The organism is Actinoalloteichus hoggarensis (genome assembly GCF_002234535.1).
Taxonomy (GTDB): domain Bacteria; phylum Actinomycetota; class Actinomycetes; order Mycobacteriales; family Pseudonocardiaceae; genus Actinoalloteichus_A; species Actinoalloteichus_A hoggarensis.
Map to the genome: position 1 here is coordinate 581,130 of NZ_CP022521.1, position 20,831 is coordinate 601,960.

Consider the following 20,831-nt stretch of genomic DNA (forward strand, 5'->3'; position numbering starts at 1 on the left):
CGTCATCGACACGGTCGGCGAACATCGACTGCGGGCAGACAGACCGTCGGAACGCGCAGGCGCCTCCTCGGCTGTGCGGCCGCCCTCGCGCTCACGGCCGCTCGTCGCCTCAGAGGGACGGATCAGAGGGCAGCACAGAAGTCGCGAAGCGCAGACGTTCCTCCACCGAGACACGGGGAAGCGGTACCAGTTCGTAACCGTAGTCGCTGTAGGTGGCGACCATCGACTCATAGGTCTGCTCGGCCACCTCGGGCGTCTGGCGTCGTTCGGTGTCTCTCGTGTAGATCTCGGGCCACGGCGGTGCGATCAGAACCCGCCGGTGATATCGGAATCGCCGTGCCGCGACATGGACGTGCTCGGGAACCGGCAGTCCCTCCAACCGGAGATAGCCGATGATGTCGGGAACACCCCGGTCGAAGAACACCGTGCCGGGTTGTTCGGCGGCGAGCCGAAACGAGCGCAGCTCCCAACAGAGCATCGCCTCCGCGAACAGTTCCCGGTCCTCCCAGGGAAGCGCGCGGCCGCCGATCGACGTCTGATCCCGGATGACTCCCCGGCCCGCCTCCTCACTGCGGGCGAAACCGACGGCGTGCAGGGCGTCGAGCAGCGTGCTCTTCCCTGAACCGGGACCGCCGGTGACGACGACGAAGCGGTCTATCGACGGCACGCCGGCATGCCTTCCTCCTGGCATCGTGTTCTGGTCAGGCTCGGTGCGGGCAGGTGGGTGCGTTCGCGGCGTGGCGAACTTCCTCTGCGGATCGACACGGTCGGCGCGTATCCGAGCGGGGCCGGCCCCGGGTCGTCACCGCGCCGTAGGATCAGCGCCCGCCTTCGCACCCACACCGCCTTCGCGGATCGAGACGATCAGCCTATCCCTGTCTCCCTGTCTCCCTGTCTGCGCGCGCGTCGTCCGCTCAGCCGGTTGAAGCCCATCCCGGGCCCGCCTCAGCACGGGCGCCCGCGGCCCCGTTGCGCACCGACGCGCCCGCGTCCTCTCACCGACAGGACGAACACGACTGCCCGCTGCGTGGGCTTCCACCGCGGCCGGGCCTCGCCGCCGTTGGCGCCGACACTCCGTCGAACCGGACGTCGACGTCGTGACAGCCCGAGGCCGCCGACGCCGAGGCCGTGCCGATCGAACCCGCACGACGGACGTTCGCGGTTCGGCCGGGACAGCCTCGACCGAGTGCCCATCGATCAGACGGCGTCCAGATCGTCGGCACCGGTGTCCTCGGTGAGGGCCATGATGCGAACCATCGGGGTCGCACTCTTCTCTGCCAATACCTTAAGGCGAATGCGGTTCACGTGTCGCTTGCGATGCTCCTCCCATTCGGAGAGGACGAGCTGAACCCGGGGCAGCGATTCGACCAGGGTGCCTGCGAGCGGGATGTCGTCGATCACGACGTAGTCGGTGTCCGGCATGCGATCGAGCATGTCAGATCTGAGGCGGTGTCCCGGAATGGCAGATCGTCTCCGTGTTCTCGTCCATCGGACCGACGATCGATCACCTCGCGGACGGGCCCCGGTTTCTGCGGGTCCCGGACCACAATTCGTATGAACCGTCGCGTGACGCAACGAAAAGGTGCTCGGTGTGTCACGAAACTCCACCAGTCCATGACCGTCCGCCGCGATCTCGCGGAATGATCTTCGTGACGACGTTATCAGGCCTTCGCGCTGCGAAGAAGTCGTCCTGGTGGTAATAGCTTCGCCGCCTTCTCTGCGGAGGACTCCTCGGTCGATGACCGGCCCGGGCCCGTCGATCACGGCAGCGGATCAGGTTCGCAGACGGCCCCCTCGGCGGGCAGCGTGCCGCTCATGAGGTACTCGCCTGCCCGCTCGACGATGCAGCCGGACTGCTGCGAGGCGATGTGGCCCGGTCCCTCGTTGACGAGCAGCCTGCTGTCGGTGAGCAGCTCGGCAGCACGTTCGGCGCCCGCGAGCGGCGTCGCCGGGTCAAGCCTGTTGCTGATGAGCAGTACCGGTGTCGCGGTGTCGGTTCCCCAGGGACCGTCGAAGCGATCGTCCGCGCCGACGGGCCAGACCGAGCACACGCTGTCCTCCCAGGCCCGGGTCTCCGCGAAGCGGGGTGAATGCGTCCTGCGATCCTCCACGGCATCGACGAAGGCGCTCGGCGAAGCAGGATGAATGCCGTCGGTGCAGGTCACCGCGTGATACGGGTCTCTGATGTCGCCATACGGGGTGAGGAGGGCGCCGCTGCCGTCCACGAGGTCCGCCGCGATGAACCGTCCGGACTCGGACGTCGGGTCCGCCACGGCCTCCTCGACGGCCGTCAGGATCGGGGCCAGCACCGACGGCCAGATCGTCGGCTGGTAAAGGAACGCGGCCGTGACCTTCGGCAGGTAGCTGTCGGTCAGGGTCGCCGCCCGGCCGTCCTCCGTGATCAGTTCGACCGGCTCGGCCGCCAGCTCGGCCTGGAGCCGGTCGAAGGCCCCGACCGGGTCTCCCGCTCCGAAGTCGCACGGGAACTCCTCCGCCGTGCATCGAGCGGCGAACTGCTGGAAGGCCGCATCGGCCTCGACGTCCGAGCCGATGCGGGCCGATCTCAGCGGCTCTGTCGGCTTGCCGGACTGCGCCTCGGAGCCGAGCACGCTGTCGAGGACGGTCCGACCGACCCGCTCGGGAAACAGGTGTGCGTAGACCGTGCCGAGATGCGCGCCGTAGGACTGACCCAGGAAGTTCAGTCGCTCCTCACCGAGCGCCGACCGCACCAGGTCGAGATCGCGGGCCGCGCTCGGCGTGTCGAGGTGCTCCAGCAGTTCGCCGGATCTCTCCTGACAGCGATCGACGTACCGGCGATCTCGGTCGAGCCGATCCACGCGTTCGGCCTCGGTCGTCGGGTAGAGCGACAGCCCGGCGCCGAACGCCGCCGCGTCCTCGGGGGAGTCGAAGCAGGCGACGGCGGGCCGGCTCTCGCCCGTCCCGCGCTGATCGACCGTGACGAGGTCGTATCGAGCCATCACCTCGTCGGTGACCGGAGCGGCGACGGCACCGGCTCGGATCAGCCGCAGATACTCGCCCGAGCCGTATCCCGGGCCGCCGCGATGCAGCACCAGCGAGCCGAGCCGGGCGTCAGGATCGGTCGCGGGAGCGCGGGCCAGCGCCACGTCGATCTTCGCGCCGTCCGGATACGCGTGATCCAGTGGTACGGGGATCGTCGCGCAGTCCAAGGCGGTGTCATCGACGCAGGGTGACCACGTGATGTCCGGCAGCGCGGTCGACTCCGGAGCGGGACCCCACGCCGACGCCGTGGTGAACAGGGCGGCCGCCGCCGCGACGGTGAGCACGCGACAGGACGTTGACCAGGAGTGATATGCCATGCGGAGAGGATCACAGAACGCCACGGCGCGGCGGTAGTGTCAACTGTCATGACTATTTCCTGACAAGTGTCATAGCCCCTCCTTCCGGCGCGGGGCCGTCGGCAGAGCTCGGGCGCCGTCCGGCGCGACGACTCCCGGTGACGACCGCCGTCGCCCGCGAGCGGCCTCGCAGGGCAACAGATCACGGTCGGCTGGTGCGCCGCCGTCGTGGCGTCGGGTGCACGATGCCACGACGGCCCTCGCTGTTTCCGGCGGATCACGGCCGGATCGGGCTCCGAGCATCGTGCCCGGCCGGACGAGCGGGCACGCCGTCCTCGGCGGCGGACCGCCTCCGCTGCGGCAGACATCCGGTCGGCTCCCACCGAGGACGACGTATGCGGCCCGGTGAGGACGGACGTCGGCGGCCTCGAAACGAGGGCCGGACTCCAGAAGTTGATGGAGACAGGGTCGCCCCGTGGTCAAGGATCGGTCTCGACATTCGGCGTCTCGGCCCGCGGAGGGGCATCGGCGCTGCACAATGCGGGCCACATCGGCGTGCGCGGCGCCGCCGTCGAACAGGACGGAACGAGTCAGCCCGAGGGAGCACCGTGGAGAACCCCTGCACGTCCGGTACCGGATCATGGGCGGCGGGCGACCGCTCGCCATCCGACCACGCTGATCGACGGGCCGGTGCGGTCTACGGCCTGGCCTTCGGCGATGCCTGGGGCTTCGGGGTGGAGTTCGCGTCCTACCAGCGGATTCTGAACGTCTACGGCAAGCGCGGCCCCGACTTCCCAAGGCTGGCCGCGGTCACCGACGACACGCAGCTGAGCATCGCCGTCGCACGTGCCCTCGACGACACGGCAGGCGTGGGCGGACTCACACCGCTGCGCCCGGCGGAGCTGCGCCGCAGGCTGCTCGCCCGATTCCTGGACTGGCTGCATGATCCGGACAACAACCGGGCGCCGGGCAACGCCTGTCTGACCGCGCTGTACGCGGTCGAACGACTCGGCGTGGAGTTCTGGGCGGATGCCTCGGTGACGAACTCCAAAGGCTGCGGCACCGTCATGCGCGCCCCCTGGCTCGGCGTCGACTCACGGCTGACGGACGCGGAGGTCGGGGACGCGGCCGCGCTTCAATCCGTGCTCACCCACGGGCACGCCACCGCGACGGTCGCCGCGGTGGTCACGGCGCGGATCACGAGGGAGCTGTTCGCCGGTCGGCTCGAACTCGCGGACGCGCTCGACTGGGCGATCGATCACGTGGACGGTCGGCCCGGTGTCGACGTCGACGTTCTCGGCACGGTCTGGGAACGGGAGGGACGCTCCAGCGCCCAGGACTATCTGGACGTGGGCTGGACCGAGGTCGCGGGCGCGCTAGACCGGGCTCGGGCCGGGCTCGCGCCCCTGCGTGCCCAGCCGTGGGAGTTCGATCCGTGCCAGTACGGCGGGGACGGCTGGATCGCCGAGGAGGCCCTGGCCACCTCGCTGCTCATCGCGACCGCCTTCGCCGACGACCCGGAGAACGGGCTTCGGCGAGCGGCGGCCACCGGCGGCGACTCCGACTCGCTGGCGGCCGTCGCGGGCGGCATGCTCGGCGCCGGCCGCGGCATGGTCTGGCCGGAGCTCTGGGTCGACCGGCTGGAGCCGCGCTACCGCGAGGAGCTGGCGTCCATCCGCGAGGCGTGATGCTGGTGGGCACGGGCGGTCGCGGCTGTCGATCCTCCCGGACGCCGTCCCTCGCCGCGGCCGTCGGCCCCCGGTGTTCGCGCCACACCTCACTCTCGCGCTCGAGGCAGGGGACGTGCGGAGTCCCGACGTCGGAGGACGGCGGAACCCTGCGAGTCGCCTGAACTCCGCCTGCGTTCCGACCCCGACATGTCGTCGACGGCTCCACTGACTCCCGGCATCAGTGGAATCAGTGACTATTACTATTCCTTCGCGCCACCGGCTCGGCGGCTCCCAGCGCCGCCGTGACTTCTCGTCGAGCGGCCCGGCGTGGTCGACCCGGGCGAACGAAGGCCGTGCATCGGACGCCGCTCGTCCGCCCCGCCGCCGGATGCCCGCGGACGGATCCGCGATTCGGGTGACTTCCGACCCGATCACGGCAGGCGCGCAAGGCGCCACGGAGCCTTCGGACGCCTGGCGATGGACGGCCGCCCGAGAGACGACGTCGGAACGCCCGAGCGGGCACGCCGACCGAGGAATGGGCGGGAGTCCTTCGTCACTCGATCGCGGCCCTCCCGCCTCGGTCCGGTGCCTGCCCGCCATGGCGTGCCGACCCGGCCGGGTCAGCGGCGCCCGGACGGGGAACGACCTGGTCGCCCGGATCGTTGACCGGGGGCAGCAGTGGTGGGAACGAAGGAGTTCGACAGGCCTGGCCGTACTGGTCAGCGCGGGACGACGACCGGAGGCGAAGCGACGTGCACAAGCATTGGAACGGAGTGAAGACCGCTCTGCTCCTCGGTGGTCTCGGCGGGATCGTCGTCGTCATCGGCGGGGTCATCGGCGGCCGAACCGGCTTGGTCGTCGGTCTTGGAATCGCGCTGGCGACCAACGGCTACGCCTACTTCAACTCCGACAAGATCGCGCTGCGGGCGATGCGGGCCCGGCCGGTGTCCGAGGCGGAGCAGCCTGCCATGTACCGGATCGTCCGCGAACTCGCCACCGCGGCCCGGCAGCCGATGCCCCGGCTGTACATCAGCCCCACGGAGGCCCCCAATGCCTTCGCGACCGGCCGTAACCCGCGCAACGCCGCCGTCTGCGCCACCTCGGGCATCCTCCGCCTGCTCGACGAACGTGAGCTGCGTGCCGTCCTCGGACATGAACTCGCCCATGTCTACAACCGGGACATCCTGATCTCCTCGGTGGCGGGCGCGCTGGCCAGCGTGGTCACCTTCCTGGCCAACTTCGCGATGATCTTCAACTTCGTCGGCGGTGGCGGAGCCAACCGACCCAACCCGCTGGGACTGCTGTTGATCGCGCTGCTCGGCCCGATCGCGGCGGGCGTGATCCAGATGGCGGTCAGCCGGTCCAGGGAGTACCAGGCCGACTCCTCCGGCGCCGAGCTGACGGGAGACCCGCTGGCGCTGGCGTCCGCACTACGCAAACTGGAGCTGGGCACCCAGGCCACGCCGTTGGCTCCCGAGCCTCGGCTCGTCGCCGAATCTCACCTGATGATCGCGAACCCCTTCCGTCCCGGGGAGCGGATGGCGCGATTCTTCTCCACTCACCCGCCGATCGAGGATCGCATCCGCAGGCTCGAAGAGCTGGCAGGCCGTCAACTGCCCTGGTGATACCCGATGCGGACGCATGCTCGTCCGCACGGCGGAAGCCCGAGCCGTGCCGCACGGCGGCAGCCGCAGCACACATCGGACGTCCCCATGTCATGGAGAGAAGCCTCCGAACCCGGGTGGCCCTGCGGTCCCGATCGCCTGCCGACACCTCATCCGACACGGCCCGTCGCTCGCCGAGGACGGCACGCAGCCGAGGCCGCCGGCGTGCTGCGCGCGGCCCTCGCCCCGGTGCTCGATCGGATCGCTCGCGCGGCCGCCGACCGAGGTGATCCGCCGTCCGTCCGTCGGCCCCGTCTGCCGTCGCCCCGACGGCTCAGAGCGCCTCGTTCGCGGTGCCGCCCCCGGCCGCGATGGCCATCACATACTGTCCGTAGCCCGACTTGGCAAGCTTGGCTCCGAGCGCATGGCATGCCTCGGCATCGATGTAGCCCATCCGAAGGGCGATCTCCTCCAGACAGGCGATCCGGACGCCCTGCCGATGCTCCAACACCTGAACGAACTGGCCCGCCGCCAGCATCGAGTCATGTGTTCCGGTGTCCAGCCAGGCGAAACCTCGTCCGAGATTCACCAGCTTGGCCCGGCCCTGTCGCATGTACTCGAGGTTGACGTCGGTGATCTCCAGCTCCCCCCGGGGCGACGGCCGCAGGCCGCGGGCGATCTCCACCACGTCGTTGTCGTAGAAGTAGAGCCCGGTGATGGCCTTGTTCGACCTGGGGACGGCGGGCTTCTCCTCCAGGCTGATCAGCCTGCCGCGGGCGTCCACCTCGCCGACGCCGTAGCGCTCCGGATCCTGCACGGCATAGCCGAACAGCACACAGCCGTCGATGTCGGTGACCTGCTCCGCGAGCATCCGGGGGAAGCCGTGGCCGTAGAAGATGTTGTCGCCGAGGACGAGCGCGACCGAGTCGTCACCGATGAAGTCCGCGCCGATCACGAAGGCCTCGGCCAGCCCGTTCGGCTGCGGCTGCACCGCGTACTCGAGTCTCAGACCCAGCTGTTCCCCGTTGCCGAGCAGCCTCCGGAAGAGCGGCAGGTCCTCCGGCGTGGAGATGATCAGGATCTCCCGGATGCCCGCCAGCATCAACACCGACAGCGGGTAGTAGATCATCGGCTTGTCGTAGACCGGGAGCAGTTGCTTGGACACCGCCTGGGTGATCGGGTGCAGCCGTGTGCCGCTGCCGCCCGCGAGCACGATTCCCTTCACCGCAACCCCCTGACTCGTATCCTGCTCGCGGCCCGGGTGCTCGAACGCGAACAGTCTGCCGCGCCAACCCTAGCCCCCATGCCCCGATCGCAGTGCCGCGTTCGTGCCGACGACCATCCGTCGATCGGCGCCCTGCCGGGTGCCCGGCGCCGCGCCGCGACAGAAACCGATGCCGCCGGGTGCCTGCGCCGCGACAGGCAGCCGATGCCGTCACGGGCCGCCGGTCGATCGTCGCCGGGGATCGACCGGCCGCCGAGGTCGGATGCGCGTCGCGGACTCACCCTGCGCGCGGGCCGGTTCGATACCGCGTGGGGCTGATCCCGTGTTCTCGGGTGAACGCGGTGCTGAGGGCGAAGGAACTGCTGTAGCCGACCTTCCTGGCGATCGAGCCGAGCGTCTCGTCCGGACCGCGCAACAGATCGGCGGCGACGGCGAGCCGCCATCCGGTGAGGAAGCGCATGGGCGGCTCGCCGACCTGCTCGTGGAAACGCCGCGCCAGTGCCGCCCGGGACACGCCGATCGCGGCGGCCAGGGACGCGACCGTCCACGGTCGGGCGGGCTCGTTGTGCAGGATGCGCAAGGCGGGGCCGACGATCGGATCGGACTGAGCGCGATACCAGCCGGGCGCCGCCGACTCCGGCCGATCGAACCAGGCACGCAGGGCCGCGATGAGCAGCAGGTCCAGCAGGCGATCGAGGACGGCGGTCTGCCCGGGCGCGTCCTTGACGATCTCGTCGCCGAGCAGCGGCAGCACCGGGCAGTCCCAGGCGTCCTCCCGGAGGACCACCAGCGGCGGCAGCACGGTCAACAGGCGCCTGCTGACCTCGCCGTCCACCTGATACGTCCCGGTGAGCATCATGGTCGACCCGTTCGGATCGGAGCCCCAGGTCCGGATGCCCAGGTCTCGCAGTTCGCTCAGCGGCTCGCCGGTCGGGGTGCTGCAACGCTGGTCCGGATGGATCACGGCCTGCGGCGGTGTCATCGGATCGTCGGCGACCGTGTACGGACCAGGACCCCGGACGATCGCGACGTCGCCCGCGGCCAGTTCGACGCCCTGTCCCGTGTCCGGCACCACCCAGGCCGTGCCGCGGACCACGGACACCAGGGTGAGCGGTGCGTGATCCTCGATCCGCAGTGACCAGGGCGGGTTCAGCACCGAACGCAGCAGGAAGGCGCCACGGGCCCTCGGACCGTCCAGCAGTGCCGCGAGCGCGTCCATGCCCATACACCGCACTGTAGACGATGGATGATGGAATCAAGACCGTCGGCTATGGATCGTCTCATCTCGGTCGACTTCACTGGTCGCCATGACAGAACCCGCCTCCTCGGAGCGTCCCGTCCTCGTCCTCAGCGGCACCGGCAAGACCGGTCGCCGCGTCGCCGCCCGCCTCGCCGCACTGAACCTGGCGGTGCGGATCGGCTCCCGAACCGCCTCGCCCGCCTTCGACTGGACGAACCCGGCCACCTGGCAGGCCGCGCTGCACGGCGTGGACGCGGTCTACATCGCGTACCACCCCGATCTCGCGTTTCCCGGTGCCGCCGAGACCGTCGAGTCCTTCGTCAGCCTCGCGGTACGCGGTGGAGTCCGCAGACTCGTCCTGCTGTCCGGACGAGGGGAGGCGGGCGCGCTGCGGGCGGAGCAGGCGGTGCGCGATGCGGGCGTCGACTGGACCATCGTCCGAGCAAGCTGGTTCCACCAGAACTTCAGCGAGCACTTCCTGTTGGAGCCGGTGCGCCACGGGGAGATCGCGCTTCCCGCGTCGACAGCGCGCGAACCGTTCGTCGACACCGACGACGTCGCCGCCGTCGCGGTCGCCGCACTCACCGAGCCGGGGCATGCGGGGCTGCTCTACGAGGTCACCGGTCCGCGCCTGCTGACCTTCGCCGACGCCGCGGCGGAGATCAGCGCCGCCACCGGCCGCGACATCCGATTCCGGTCGGTCGGTCCGCAGGAGTACGCGGCCGAGGCCGCCGCCCATGGCGTCCCCGCCGACGAGGTCGCCGCACTGACCGAACTGTTCACCACCGTCCTCGACGGCCGGAACGCCCACCTGACCGACGGCGTCCGGCAGGCATTGGGTCGGGAGCCCGTGGACTTCGCCGACTACGCGCGACGCACGGCGGCCACCGGTGTCTGGTCTCCGAGGACCGCGGCCGAGGCCGCAGGCGCCCACGACCGCGCGTCGGGCCCGGCCGAGGCCTCGACATCCGCCCCGCTGAGCTGAGGAGCATCCGTGCCCCCGTTGTCGACCCTTGCGCTCGTCGGCGCGACTCTGACGACGGCGCTGACGGCCGGGCTGTTCTACGGCTTCGCCTGTGCCGTGATGCCGGGACTGCGTACGGCCGATGACCGCACGTTCGTCCACGCCATGCAGCGGATCAACGTGGCGATCCTCAACGGCTGGTTCGCCCTCGGCTTCGCGGGCGCGCCGCTGCTGACCGCCTCGGCCGCCGCGGTCCACCTGGCGGACGATCCCTCGGCCGCGTCGGGCTGGCTGCTCGCGGCCCTCGCTCTGAACCTCATGGTGATCATGATCACGCTGCTCGTCAACGTGCCGATGAACGACGAGCTCGCACGGGTCGACGGCTCGTCGCCCGCGGCCGAGCTCACGGCCGCGCGTTCTCGATTCGAGGCGCGGTGGGCGCGATGGAACGTCGTCCGCGCCGTGGTGTCGACCTCGGCGGCAGGCTGCCTGGTCATCGCGCTGATCCACTACGGCGGGACGGCGTTCACGGGCGGATGACCCGGCCGCCCCCGTCCGATGGGCGCGGCGTCCGATCGGCGCGGCACTCCGCGGCTGTGCTGCTGAGAGGTCAGGCGCCGCGTCGGCGAGGACGAGGACGCGGCCGGTGCGCGGACGGCGTCGGCCCGGGGCGCCGAAGGCGTCGCTCTGCGGGCACTATCTGGCACAGCCGCCCGTGGCGAGCCGTCCTCAGCAATCCGGGACCCCTGAGACGACGAACGCCCCGATGACCCTGTCTTCCCAGGTCATCGGGGCGTTCTCCGTGGTGTGGCGGGTGAAGGATTCGAACCTTCGAAGGCGAAGCCGACGGATTTACAGTCCGCTCCCTTTGGCCGCTCGGGCAACCCGCCAGACCGGTCGGCGCGCCGACCAGCGAGACACAGCATACATACCGACGGGGCAGGCTCTGCGCGGGGTGCCCACCCGAGTAGCGTTCCCCTGGTCTTGGCCCGCCAAGGAGCCGGGTGACCAGTCTTCTTCTTCGGAGGTGTGGACGTGGCCGACGCGTCGTTCGACGTGGTGAGCAAGGTCGACCGTCAGGAGGTCGACAACGCGCTGAACCAGGCGGGCAAGGAGCTCGCCAACCGTTTCGACTTCCGTGGGACCGGTGCGAAGGTCTCGTGGTCGGGTGAAGAGGCCATCACCATCGAGGCGGAGACCGAGGAGCGCTGCTCCGCCGCCATCGACGTCTTCAAGGAGAAGCTGATCAAGCGCGGCATCTCATTGAAGGCTTTCGACGTCGGCGAGCCCGCCGTCTCGGGTCGGATCTACCGGGTGACGGGAACGCTGGTGCAGGGCATCTCCACCGAGAAGGCCAAGCAGATCGCCAAGAAGATCCGCGACGAGGGCCCGAAGGGCACGCAGGCGCAGATCCAGGGTGACCAGCTTCGCGTCACCAGCAAGAAGAAGGACGACCTGCAGGCGGTGATCAGCCTGCTCAAGGCCGGCGACTTCGACCTGGCGCTCCAGTTCACCAACTACCGCTAGTCCGGGCGGGTGCCGCGGGCGTCGGATCGTGCGCGGCCGGTTCATCGCGGCCTCGCCGATCTGACGGGTCACGGCGGTCCGTGCGGAGGGAGTCCCCCGGGGGACCGCGGCGGCGGTGGCCGGGGTCCGCGTCCGACTGTCGCGGAATCGGCTCGGCGGCACCCGGCTGTCACGTCGGCTGAACCTCGTACCGCGGCGTGTGGCATGCGATGCGTCCGGCGTCGGCCGCGGCGTGTTCCGGCCGGGCGCCGGCTCCGGCACCGTCGCACCGCGGTACCGGCCGGCCCTGTTCCATGCCCGCGCCCCGTCTCCCGGCGTCCCAGGACTCGATCACCCGATCGGCGAGACGCGGAGCCGCCGAGCCGCGCGAGGCCGAGGCGCGGACGATCGCGTCGACAGAGGCAGGAAGCCGATCTTCCTCTCCTGTGAAACGGAGCGACTAATCGTCTCGCCTGTCAAGAAAGAGCGTGTGACCCGGCGACTCGAAAAGCGTTCGCGTAATCGATTTACCGACCATTCTCCGCCCTGTCCGCTCGCGTCATGGTGTCCGAGTCGTCGGTGATCCGCCGGCGGCGGCCTTGGCGACGTAATCGATCTGACCTGGCCTTATGCTCACTGTCGTCGGCCGGTCGCTGATCGTGATTCAAGATCGAAAGGCAATCGCTTACCGGCTCACGCCATTCTGGTCAATAGCCGTGAGTAGTTTGTCGGTCACGGCAGGAAAGGTTGAGATCTAGCGCTCTGTCATGAAAGGAAGCCGGATTTCTATGGTAAAACATATGTGACCTCGTGGGTCGGCCTGCGCGAACCCTCGGCCTACTCCGCGCGCCCGGCGGGGCATGAGGAGGATGGCATGTCCGACGGCCCCGGCCAGGTCTTCGACGAGGAGTCGACGAGCCCTCCCCACCGTGCCGAAGAGCATCAGCGTGCCTTCCGCTGGTTCTCCAGTGGACTGCTGACGGTCGGCCTGCTCTCCTCCTTCTTCGTCAGCGTCATGGTGCCCGGCGACTTCGGCTCCGATCTCTACTGGACGGCGCCGCTCCTGGCCGTCGGCTTCCTCCTCGCGGAGCGCTTCACCATCCACGTCGACGTCAACCGGGTCGGCTGGACGGTCTCCTTCACCGAGATCCCACTGGTCATCGGTCTGCTCATCGCACCGTTCGAAGTGGTGCTGATCGCCCACCTGCTCGCGGGCATGGGCATGTTGATGGGCACGCTGATCAGCAGACGGGCCTACAGCCACGCGATCTACAACGCGGGGGTGATGTGCCTGGAGGTCGCGGTGCCCTTCGCGATGGTCGCGGTGTTCGGCAGGCTTCTGGAGGGCGTGGGACCGAGCTGGCTGCCGGTCATGCTCGGCGCCTTGTTCTCCCCGCTGATCAGCATGCTGCTGGCGCTGGCCGCGATGCGGGTCCTCGGTGGAGAGGTCCGCTTCTCCGGCGCGGTGCGCATGGCCGCCTACATCCTCGCGGTCGGGCTGCTGAACACGTCGGTGGGCCTGGTCGGATTCGAGTTGGCGGACCGGGCGCCGTGGGGATGGGCGCTGCTGGTCTTCCTGTGTCTCGCGGTGGCCGCCTTCTACCGCGCCTACTCGGGTCTGCTGCGGGAACGGCGTGATCTGGAGGCGCTGAGCGATGTGAGCCTCACCGTGGCGCGCTCCGGCCAGCACGTGGCGGGAAGGCCCGCGGGCGAACGGTCTCCTGCCGTCGCGGACTCCCGGGACGAGTGGCAGTCGATCACCGACCGGATCAGAGATCAGCTCAACGCCACCCGGGTCGTGCTGCATCTGCGGCTCGATCCCGACGGTGACCGGTTCAGCGTCGTCTCCGGCGAGCCGCTTCCCTCGGCGGCGTTCCCGAACGGGGAGCTCAAGGACGACCCGCTTCTCCAGCTTCCCGGCACGCAGGTGCGGTACTTCCGCGCGATCGACGCGGTCGAGGAGATCCGCTCCGCCCTGGGGCGTCGAGGCGCCTACGAGGCGCTCATCGTGCCCTTGCGCGGCGCTCACCAGCTGCTCGGTGCCGTCGAGGTGCACGACCGCATCAGTCGCTGGCGCGGATTCGGTCAGGCCGACATCCGGCTGCTGCGCACGCTGGCCAGCCATCTCGCGACCACGATGGACAACCGCAGGCTGCTGGGCAGACTGCGACATGACGCTTATCACGATCCGCTGACCGGCCTGCTGAACCGTCCCGGGTTCCGGGAGGCCGCGGACGCCCGCATCGAGCCGGGGCGCCAGGCGTCGATACTGCGGCTGGACCTGGACGTCCTCTCCACGGTCAGCGACGCTCTCGGCCACGCCTGGAGCGACCGGATGGTCGTCGCCGCGGGGGGCCGCATCCGCGACGTGCTCGGGGCCGACGCCCCGCTCGCCCGGCTGGAGAGCGGCTCCTTCGCGGTCCTGGTCCTGGACCGCGGCGACGAGGAGCTGGCCGCGCTCGCCGAGCTGTTGCTGGCCGAGGTGGTGCGCCCCTACCCGGTGGATCGCCTGACGGTGGAGGCCTCCGCCGTCGTCGGCTACGCCTGCCTGGACGAGGAGCCGACCGAGGAGGAGTCACCGGCCGACGCGCTGCTCCAACAGGCCGACGTCGCCATGCGTGCCGCCAGGACCGGTGATGCCGGGGTCCGGCGCTACGTGCCGAGCATGGGGCAGATCTTCCTCCGACGCTTCCAGCTCGTCACCCAGTTCCGGCAGGCCTTGGACACCGGCCAGGTCGAGGTGCACTTCCAACCGAAGATCGCGCTGCGCAGCCGAGCCGTCGTCGGCGTGGAGGCGCTCGTGCGATGGGTGCACCCCGAGTTCGGCAGGCTCGACCCGGACGAGTTCGTGCCCGCGGTGGAGGCCACCGGCCTGGTCGACGCGCTGACGTCCTTCGTCATGGAGCGCGCCCTGATCGAGGTGCGCGGCTGGCTCGACCGAGGACTGCGGATCTCGGCCGCGGTGAATCTGTCCGTGCGCAACCTGGCGGACGAGAGCTTCCCCGAGCGGGTCGGCGAGGCGCTCAGCAGGCATGAGGTGCCGCCGCAGCTGTTGACCTTCGAGCTGACCGAGTCCGGGGTCATGTCCGACCCGGAACGCGCGCTGCCGGTGCTGCGCAGGCTGCACGCGCTGGGCGTCGTGCTGGCCGTCGACGACTTCGGCACCGGGTACTCCTCCCTGGCGTATCTGCGGCAGCTTCCGGTCGACGAGGTCAAGATCGACAAGAGCTTCGTGTTCGGCATGGGTTCCGATCTGTCTGACATGGCGGTGGTCCGCTCGATCATCGAACTGGGCCATTCGCTGGGCCTGGTGGTGGTCGCCGAGGGCGTGGAGGAGGACGCGGTGCGGGACCAGCTCGTCGAGATGGGCTGTGACATCGCGCAGGGCTATCTGATCTCGCGGCCGCTGCCGCTGGACCGCTTCGAGGCCTGGTTGCAGGCCCGCACGGTGCGGGTCCGCGGCCTCTACGATGAGACGGTGCTCACACTGGTCGGTTAGCGCAGGTCGGCGCGGGTACCCCCGATTTCTCAATCGGGGCGATCGTTGTGTAGAGTCTGGATCGCTCCCAGCCGAGCAGGCCCCAATAGCTCAGTCGGCAGAGCGTCTCCATGGTAAGGAGAAGGTCTACGGTTCGATTCCGTATTGGGGCTCCACGATCTCGTCGCGGCACTGAGCAGTTGAGTGTCGCGGCAGAGTCGTGTTTGTTGCGTCACGTTTGCCTGGCGGTGTAGCTCAGTTGGTAGAGCAAACGGCTCATAATCGTTGCGTCGCCGGTTCAAGTCCGGCCACCGCTACCAAGTGAGATGGTCCACTGTCCATGACAGTGGTCGACCATCTCGTTCCCGCGAGACCGAGTGAGAGAGAGGCTCCCCGTGGCCGCCACCGACGTTCGCCCCAAGATCACGTTGGCGTGCGAGGAGTGCAAGCACCGTAACTACATCACCCGGAAGAACCGGCGGAACGACCCGGACCGTTTGGGCATCAAGAAGTACTGCTCGAACTGCAACACCCACCGGGTGCACAAGGAGACCCGCTGACCGGATCGGTGCTCACGCACCCCCGTCGTCACGACACGACCAGATCAGGGCCCTCACCGACACGGTGGGGGCCCTGGTCGTGTCCGGGGTCCTGACCCGCTCGTTCGCGACGGGGCCTGCGAGGGCGTCGCGGGAAGACGGCCCGCTGCCGGGCGAACCTGACGGCATCCTCGATCACCACCCCTCGGTACGGTAAGACGCGTGGCCCTGGATCAAGCCTTCATCGGACGTGTCTATCCGCCTACCGCGCCATACGAGGTCGCGCGGGAGAAGATCCGCGAGTTCGCCCTCGCGGTCGGTGCGGCGGACCCTGTGCACCACGACGTCGACGCCGCGCTCGCGGCCGGGCATCCGGACCTGATCGCGCCACCCACGTTCGCCGTCATCCTCTCGATGAGCGCGACCACGGTGTTGACCGACGATCCCGAACTGGGCCTGGACTACAGCCGCGTCGTGCACGGCGATCAGAGCTTCGTCCACCACCGCCCCATCAGAGGCGGCGACCGCCTGCTGACCACGACGACGGTCGAGAGCATCGTGAGCCGGGCGGGCAACGACATGATCACCGTTCGCGCCGACATCGGCACCGAGGACGGCGAACTCGTGACGGTCGCCCGGTCCATGCTGGTCGCCAGGGGAACGGCCGACTCGCCCGCCCCGGGCTCGAACGGATCGGCAGCCCAGGATCGGAACTCGGCGGAAGCGGCCGGTGCCGCGAGCGAATCGGAAGGAACCAGGGCATGAGCCTGCGTGTCGCGGCGGACGTCGAGGTCGGCGACCTGCTTCCCGAGTTGCGGGTGTCGGTCAGCCGGGCGGACCTCGTCCGCTACGCCGGTGCGTCCGGCGACTTCAACCCGATCCACTGGAACGAGCGAGTGGCCCGTGCGGTCGGCCTGCCCGACGTCATCGCGCACGGCATGTTCACCATGGCGCAGGGGGCGCGGCTGGTGGCCGACTGGGCGGGTGACCCGGCCGCGGTGGTGGAGTACGGCGTTCGCTTCACCCGACCGGTGGTGGTGCCGGACGACGAGGCGGGCGGACTCATCGAGCTGTCCGGCAAGGTGAGCGGCCGGGAGGACGACGGCACGCTGAAGGTCACCGTCACGGCGCGCAGCAGAGGACAGGCGGTGCTGGGTCGGGCGATCGCTCGCGTGCGACTGGCTTGATCGGCGCACCTGGGCGGGTGAATCTCACCGGGTGACCGCCGCGGCGCCTGTCGCCGTCGCGGGCGGGTGACCGCAGGGTCGCGGTCCGATCCCCGACCGACGCGGACCAGCAGAGACGGAACGCGCCGATCACGGGCGCCGGACGCCCCGGCCGGAGTGAGGGCGGCCTGACCGTGAGGCCGGGAACGCGACACCGCCGGGGGCGAGACCTCCGGCGGTGTCGACGGGCTCGAACGGCGCTGCCTCGGCCGTGCGCGTCCGGGCGGGGCGATCTAGCGAGCCTCGGCGAGCAGCGTGCTCATCCGCTCGATGCCCGCCGCCAGGTCGTCGTCGCCGAGGGCGTAGGACAGCCGCAGGTAACCGGGGGTGCCGAAGGCCTCACCGGGCACCACGGCCACCTCGGCGTGTTCCAGGACGGCCTCCGCCAGATCGACGCTCGACGTCAGCCGCCTGCCGCGCAGCTCCTTGCCGAGCAGCTCCCGGACCGAGGGATACACGTAGAACGCGCCCTGCGGGGTGGGGCAGGTCACGCCGGGGATCGCCGACAGCATGGACACGATCGTCCGCCGCCTGCGGTCGAACGCCGTCCGCATCTCCGTCACGGCGTCCAACGGACCCGACACGGCGGCCAGTGCCGCCCGCTGCGAGACGTTGGCCACGTTGGAGGTCAGGTGCGACTGAAGGCTGCCCGCCGCCTTGATGACGTCCTTCGGCCCGATCATCCAACCCACTCGCCAGCCGGTCATCGCGAAGGTCTTGGCGACCCCGTTGACCACGATGCAGCGGTCGGCCAGCTCCGGGACGGCGACCGGAAGCGACAGCGCCTGCACGCCGTCGTAGACCAGGTGTTCGTAGATCTCGTCGGTGATCACCCAGATCCCGTGCTCCGCCGCCCAGCGGCCGATGGCGGTGACCAGCTCGGGCGGGTACACCGCACCGGTGGGATTCGACGGTGAGCAGAACAGCAGCACCTTCGTCGCGGCCGTCCTGGCGACCTCGAGCTGCTCGACGCTGACCAGGTAGCCGGTCGACTCGTCGGTGGGCACGACCACGGCCGCACCGCCCGCGAGCGTGATCGCCTCCGGATAGGTGGTCCAGTAGGGCGCGGGCAGCAGCACCTCGTCACCCGGGTCCAGCAGGGTGGCGAAGGCCTGGTAGACGGCCTGCTTGCCGCCGTTGGCGACCAGGATCCGACCGGGGTCCACCTGGTAGCCGGAGTCGCGCAGCGTCTTCTCGGCGATCGCCTCGCGCAGCTCGGGCAGGCCGCCCGCCGGGGTGTAACGGTGATTCCTCGGCTCGGCGCAGGCCGCCTCGGCCGCGGCCACGATGTGCGGCGGCGTCGGGAAGTCCGGCTCCCCGGCGCCGAAGCCGATGACTGGTCTGCCCGCTGCCTTCAGGGCCTTGGCCTTGGCGTCCACTGCCAGGGTCGCGGACTCGCGGATGCCGCTCACCCGCGCCGAGATCCGGGGGCGGTGCGGGTTGGGAACTGGGCTGTCTGTCTGTGGAACGGCCATGCCGGAATGCTCCCAGACCTGGCCTTCTGTCGATGAGCCTGCCCCTGGAGTCGCCGCGGGCGAACGTCGGTCGGCGATGGGGTTGGAGTAATGCGGGTCGCGTACCGTACACTTCCGTTCCTAGGCAGCCTGTCTGCTTCAGACCCGCCTGCGCATGCGGCGGGGAGGATGCGGGAGGATGTCCGGACGGCGGTGAACCAACCGGTTCGTTCGCCGAAGGGGTGTAGCTCAATTGGCAGAGCAGCGGTCTCCAAAACCGCAGGTTGCAGGTTCAAGTCCTGTCACCCCTGCGTCGAAGCCGACGGCTGAGCGGAGGAGCGCAGCGTGAGCGAGGACCGCGAGCACAAGCGGGACGGGGAGGGCGACGACGCCTCCCGACCACGCAGCGCCGCCGAGCGTCGCGAGCGACGCGCCTCCGCGCGCCCGGCTGCCAGGAAGGATCGACGCGGCGGCGACGCCGAGTCGTCCAAGGGCGAGGTAGTGAGTTCGGGCACCCCGAGGAAGGGGCGGCCGACCGAGTCGCGCGACGGGAAGGGCAAGCGCCCGTCACTGCCGCGTAGGCTTGGGCGGTTCGTCCGCGAGGTCGTGGCCGAACTCCGGAAGGTCATCTGGCCCACGCGCAAGCAGATGGTGACCTACACACTGGTGGTGCTGGTCTTCGTTTCCTTCATGGTGACGCTGGTGGCGGGACTGGACATCGCCTTCAGCCGGGGCGTGTTGTGGCTGTTCGGCTGATCTCGATCCGTTGCGGATCGCAGGTCGGTGGACGGACCGCGACCGCGACACACGAGAGGAAGCGGGACCGACAGTGACCTCCAATGAGGACAGCCAGGAGCTGACCGGCCTGTCCGACGAGCAGGTGCACGCCAAGGGCGCCGATGAGGGCTCGACGGCTGTCGAGTCCGCCGAGGCCGGCGAGACTGCCACGGAGGCCACCGACGGTGCTGCTGCCGAAGCGCTCTCGGCAGGCGAGTCGGCAGAGGAGCGCCAGGACGAGCCCGAGTTCGACCCGGTGGCCGAGATGCGCGCCGCGCTGGCGAGCGCGCCCGGCGAGTGGTATGTGGTGCACTCCTACGCCGGTTACGAGAACAAGGTCAAGACCAACCTGGAGACCCGGGTCCAGACCCTCGACGTGGAGGACTTCATCTTCCAGGTCGAGGTGCCGACCGAAGAGGTCACCGAGATCAAGAACGGCCAGCGCAAGCAGGTGCAGCGCAAGGTGCTGCCCGGCTACATCCTGGTTCGCATGGAGTTGAACGACGCCTCGTGGGGCGCGGTGCGCAACACGCCGGGCGTCACCGGCTTCGTCGGGGCGACCTCGCGTCCCTCGCCGCTCACGCTGGACGAGGTGCTGAAGTTCCTCGTGCCGCAGGTCGAGGAGGCGAAGCCGGAGAAGGGCAAGGCCGCCGCCGCGGCCGCGAAGTCGAGCATCGAGGTCGACTTCGAGGTCGGGGAGTCGGTGACCGTCATGGACGGGCCGTTCGCCACGCTGCCCGCGACGATCAACGAGGTCAACGCCGACGCACAGAAGCTCAAGGTGCTGGTGTCGATCTTCGGTCGCGAGACTCCGGTGGAGCTGTCGTTCAACCAGGTCTCCAAGATCTGACCACGGCGAACTCGTTCGCCTGTCGAATCCGACCCCGCGTCCTGCGGGGCTCGGGTGTGGGAGGGCCACGCGCTGGCCCGTCACCACGACTGATCCAGAATCGAAGGAACAGAGGACATGACCAAGCGCAGCAAGGCTTACCGTCAGGCCGAAGAGCTCATCGACCGCGCGCGGCTCTACTCGCCGCTGGAGGCCACCAAGCTGGCCCGGGAGACCGCGAAGGCGCGGAAGGACTCCACGGTCGAGGTGGCGATCCGGCTCGGCGTCGACCCGCGTAAGGCGGACCAGATGGTGCGTGGCACCGTCAACCTGCCGCACGGCACCGGCAAGACCGCCCGCGTGATCGTCTTCGCGACGGGTGACAAGGCGGCCGAGGCCGAGGCCGCGGGCGCCGACGCCGTGGGTACCGACGAGCTGATCGAGCGCATCCAGGGCGGCTGGCTGGAGTTCGACGCCGCGATCGCGACCCCGGACCAGATGGCCAAGGTCGGTCGGATCGCGCGCATCCTCGGCCCGCGTGGCCTGATGCCGAACCCGAAGACCGGCACCGTGACGCCTGACGTCACCAAGGCCGTCACCGAGATCAAGGGCGGAAAGATCGCCTTCCGGGTGGACAAGCAGGCCAACCTGCACATGGTGATAGGCAAGGCGTCGTTCGAGACCGAGAAGCTGGTCGAGAACTACGCGGTCGCGCTGGACGAGGTGCTGCGGGCGAAGCCGTCGGCCGCCAAGGGCCGCTTCCTGAAGAAGATCACCTTCTCCACCACCATGGGCCCGGGCATCCCGGTCGACCCGAACCGCACCCGCGACCTGCTGGCCGACGAGAACGCCTCCTGAGGTTCCCAGGCGATCAGCTGATCGGGCCCCCGCCGCGTACCTGCGGCGGGGGCCCGATTCGTCTGTCCGTGCTCCGTGCTCCGTGCTCCGTGCTCCGTGCGGTCGGCGGCGCCCGTGGGCGGCCCTGGCTCGTGGGCAGGCCGG

The 20,831-nt window shown here is 69.7% G+C and carries 17 protein-coding genes, 4 tRNA genes and 1 pseudogene; 15 read left to right on the forward strand and 7 right to left on the reverse strand.

The window, feature by feature from the left end; genetic code table 11:
• Positions 1-109: 109 nt before the first annotated feature.
• The 3 genes from AHOG_RS02635 to AHOG_RS02650 form a co-directional block, all read right to left on the reverse strand.
• Positions 110-667 (reverse strand): AAA family ATPase, encoded by a 558-nt coding sequence (locus tag AHOG_RS02635; protein ID WP_245856526.1) that lies wholly within the window; start codon positions 665-667, stop codon positions 110-112.
• Between the two features lie 530 nt (positions 668-1,197).
• Positions 1,198-1,422, reverse strand: a complete 225-nt coding sequence (locus tag AHOG_RS02645) for a hypothetical protein (protein ID WP_157736600.1) — start codon at positions 1,420-1,422, stop codon at positions 1,198-1,200.
• A 338-nt stretch (positions 1,423-1,760) separates the two neighbouring features.
• Positions 1,761-3,338 (reverse strand): alpha/beta hydrolase, encoded by a 1,578-nt coding sequence (locus AHOG_RS02650; RefSeq protein ID WP_093939939.1) that lies wholly within the window; start codon positions 3,336-3,338, stop codon positions 1,761-1,763.
• Between the two features lie 587 nt (positions 3,339-3,925).
• Between AHOG_RS02650 and AHOG_RS28215 the strand changes: the two genes are divergently transcribed.
• Together AHOG_RS28215 and htpX are read left to right on the forward strand one after the other, a co-directional pair.
• Positions 3,926-5,005: an ADP-ribosylglycohydrolase family protein gene (locus tag AHOG_RS28215; protein ID WP_157736601.1), complete on the forward strand. Its 1,080-nt coding sequence runs from the start codon at positions 3,926-3,928 to the stop codon at positions 5,003-5,005.
• A 734-nt stretch (positions 5,006-5,739) separates the two neighbouring features.
• A complete protein-coding gene (gene htpX, locus AHOG_RS02660; RefSeq protein ID WP_093939941.1) occupies positions 5,740-6,612 on the forward strand; it encodes a zinc metalloprotease HtpX in 873 nt (290 codons plus the stop codon).
• Positions 6,613-6,925: 313 nt separating this feature from the next.
• Here htpX and rfbA read toward each other — a convergent pair whose 3' ends face one another.
• Together rfbA and AHOG_RS02670 are read right to left on the reverse strand one after the other, a co-directional pair.
• Positions 6,926-7,816, reverse strand: coding sequence for a glucose-1-phosphate thymidylyltransferase RfbA (gene rfbA, locus AHOG_RS02665; protein WP_093939942.1), 891 nt, complete (start codon positions 7,814-7,816; stop codon positions 6,926-6,928).
• A 277-nt stretch (positions 7,817-8,093) separates the two neighbouring features.
• Complete coding sequence (locus AHOG_RS02670) at positions 8,094-9,035, reverse strand: AraC family transcriptional regulator (protein WP_093944096.1); 942 nt, start codon at positions 9,033-9,035, stop codon at positions 8,094-8,096.
• A gap of 88 nt (positions 9,036-9,123) precedes the next feature.
• Here AHOG_RS02670 and AHOG_RS02675 point away from each other — a divergent pair, with 88 nt between their 5' ends.
• Entirely contained in the window at positions 9,124-10,041 is a 918-nt protein-coding gene (locus tag AHOG_RS02675) for an NAD(P)H-binding protein (protein WP_093939943.1), read from the forward strand.
• A 9-nt stretch (positions 10,042-10,050) separates the two neighbouring features.
• Positions 10,051-10,560 carry an anthrone oxygenase family protein gene (locus AHOG_RS02680; protein ID WP_093939944.1) on the forward strand — a complete coding sequence of 170 codons (510 nt, stop codon included), beginning with the start codon at positions 10,051-10,053 and terminating at the stop codon, positions 10,558-10,560.
• Positions 10,561-10,828: 268 nt separating this feature from the next.
• Here the strand turns inward: AHOG_RS02680 and AHOG_RS02685 are convergent.
• Positions 10,829-10,910 (reverse strand) — tRNA-Tyr (locus AHOG_RS02685).
• A gap of 145 nt (positions 10,911-11,055) precedes the next feature.
• On the opposite strand from AHOG_RS02685, the gene AHOG_RS02690 reads away from it, so the two are divergent.
• The 7 genes and pseudogenes from AHOG_RS02690 to AHOG_RS02720 all read left to right on the forward strand — a co-directional run bounded on the left by AHOG_RS02690 (position 11,056) and on the right by AHOG_RS02720 (position 16,730).
• The gene (locus AHOG_RS02690; protein ID WP_093944097.1) at positions 11,056-11,547 is read left to right on the forward strand and encodes a YajQ family cyclic di-GMP-binding protein; all 492 of its coding nucleotides are present in this window, start codon (positions 11,056-11,058) and stop codon (positions 11,545-11,547) included.
• An 853-nt stretch (positions 11,548-12,400) separates the two neighbouring features.
• The gene (locus AHOG_RS02695) at positions 12,401-15,025 is read left to right on the forward strand and encodes a putative bifunctional diguanylate cyclase/phosphodiesterase (protein WP_093944098.1); all 2,625 of its coding nucleotides are present in this window, start codon (positions 12,401-12,403) and stop codon (positions 15,023-15,025) included.
• A gap of 79 nt (positions 15,026-15,104) precedes the next feature.
• Positions 15,105-15,180, forward strand: a tRNA-Thr gene (locus AHOG_RS02700).
• A 68-nt stretch (positions 15,181-15,248) separates the two neighbouring features.
• Positions 15,249-15,324, forward strand: a tRNA-Met gene (locus tag AHOG_RS02705).
• 75 nt (positions 15,325-15,399) lie between these two features.
• Positions 15,400-15,564, forward strand: coding sequence for a 50S ribosomal protein L33 (gene rpmG, locus AHOG_RS02710; protein ID WP_069846347.1), 165 nt, complete (start codon positions 15,400-15,402; stop codon positions 15,562-15,564).
• A gap of 201 nt (positions 15,565-15,765) precedes the next feature.
• A pseudogene (locus tag AHOG_RS02715) lies at positions 15,766-16,218 on the forward strand (FAS1-like dehydratase domain-containing protein); the annotation flags it as partial.
• Between the two features lie 86 nt (positions 16,219-16,304).
• The gene (locus AHOG_RS02720) at positions 16,305-16,730 is read left to right on the forward strand and encodes a MaoC family dehydratase (RefSeq protein ID WP_093939946.1); all 426 of its coding nucleotides are present in this window, start codon (positions 16,305-16,307) and stop codon (positions 16,728-16,730) included.
• Between the two features lie 272 nt (positions 16,731-17,002).
• Here AHOG_RS02720 and AHOG_RS02725 read toward each other — a convergent pair whose 3' ends face one another.
• Complete coding sequence (locus AHOG_RS02725) at positions 17,003-18,244, reverse strand: pyridoxal phosphate-dependent aminotransferase (RefSeq protein WP_093939947.1); 1,242 nt, start codon at positions 18,242-18,244, stop codon at positions 17,003-17,005.
• Between the two features lie 217 nt (positions 18,245-18,461).
• Between AHOG_RS02725 and AHOG_RS02730 the strand changes: the two genes are divergently transcribed.
• From AHOG_RS02730 to rplA, 4 genes are all read left to right on the forward strand, one after another.
• A tRNA-Trp gene (locus tag AHOG_RS02730) sits at positions 18,462-18,534 on the forward strand.
• Positions 18,535-18,568: 34 nt separating this feature from the next.
• Positions 18,569-18,979, forward strand: coding sequence for a preprotein translocase subunit SecE (gene secE / locus AHOG_RS02735; protein WP_093939948.1), 411 nt, complete (start codon positions 18,569-18,571; stop codon positions 18,977-18,979).
• A gap of 73 nt (positions 18,980-19,052) precedes the next feature.
• Positions 19,053-19,850 (forward strand): transcription termination/antitermination protein NusG, encoded by a 798-nt coding sequence (nusG, locus tag AHOG_RS02740; protein WP_093939949.1) that lies wholly within the window; start codon positions 19,053-19,055, stop codon positions 19,848-19,850.
• Positions 19,851-19,967: 117 nt separating this feature from the next.
• Positions 19,968-20,687 carry a 50S ribosomal protein L1 gene (gene rplA / locus AHOG_RS02745; RefSeq protein WP_093939950.1) on the forward strand — a complete coding sequence of 240 codons (720 nt, stop codon included), beginning with the start codon at positions 19,968-19,970 and terminating at the stop codon, positions 20,685-20,687.
• Positions 20,688-20,831: the final 144 nt, after the last annotated feature.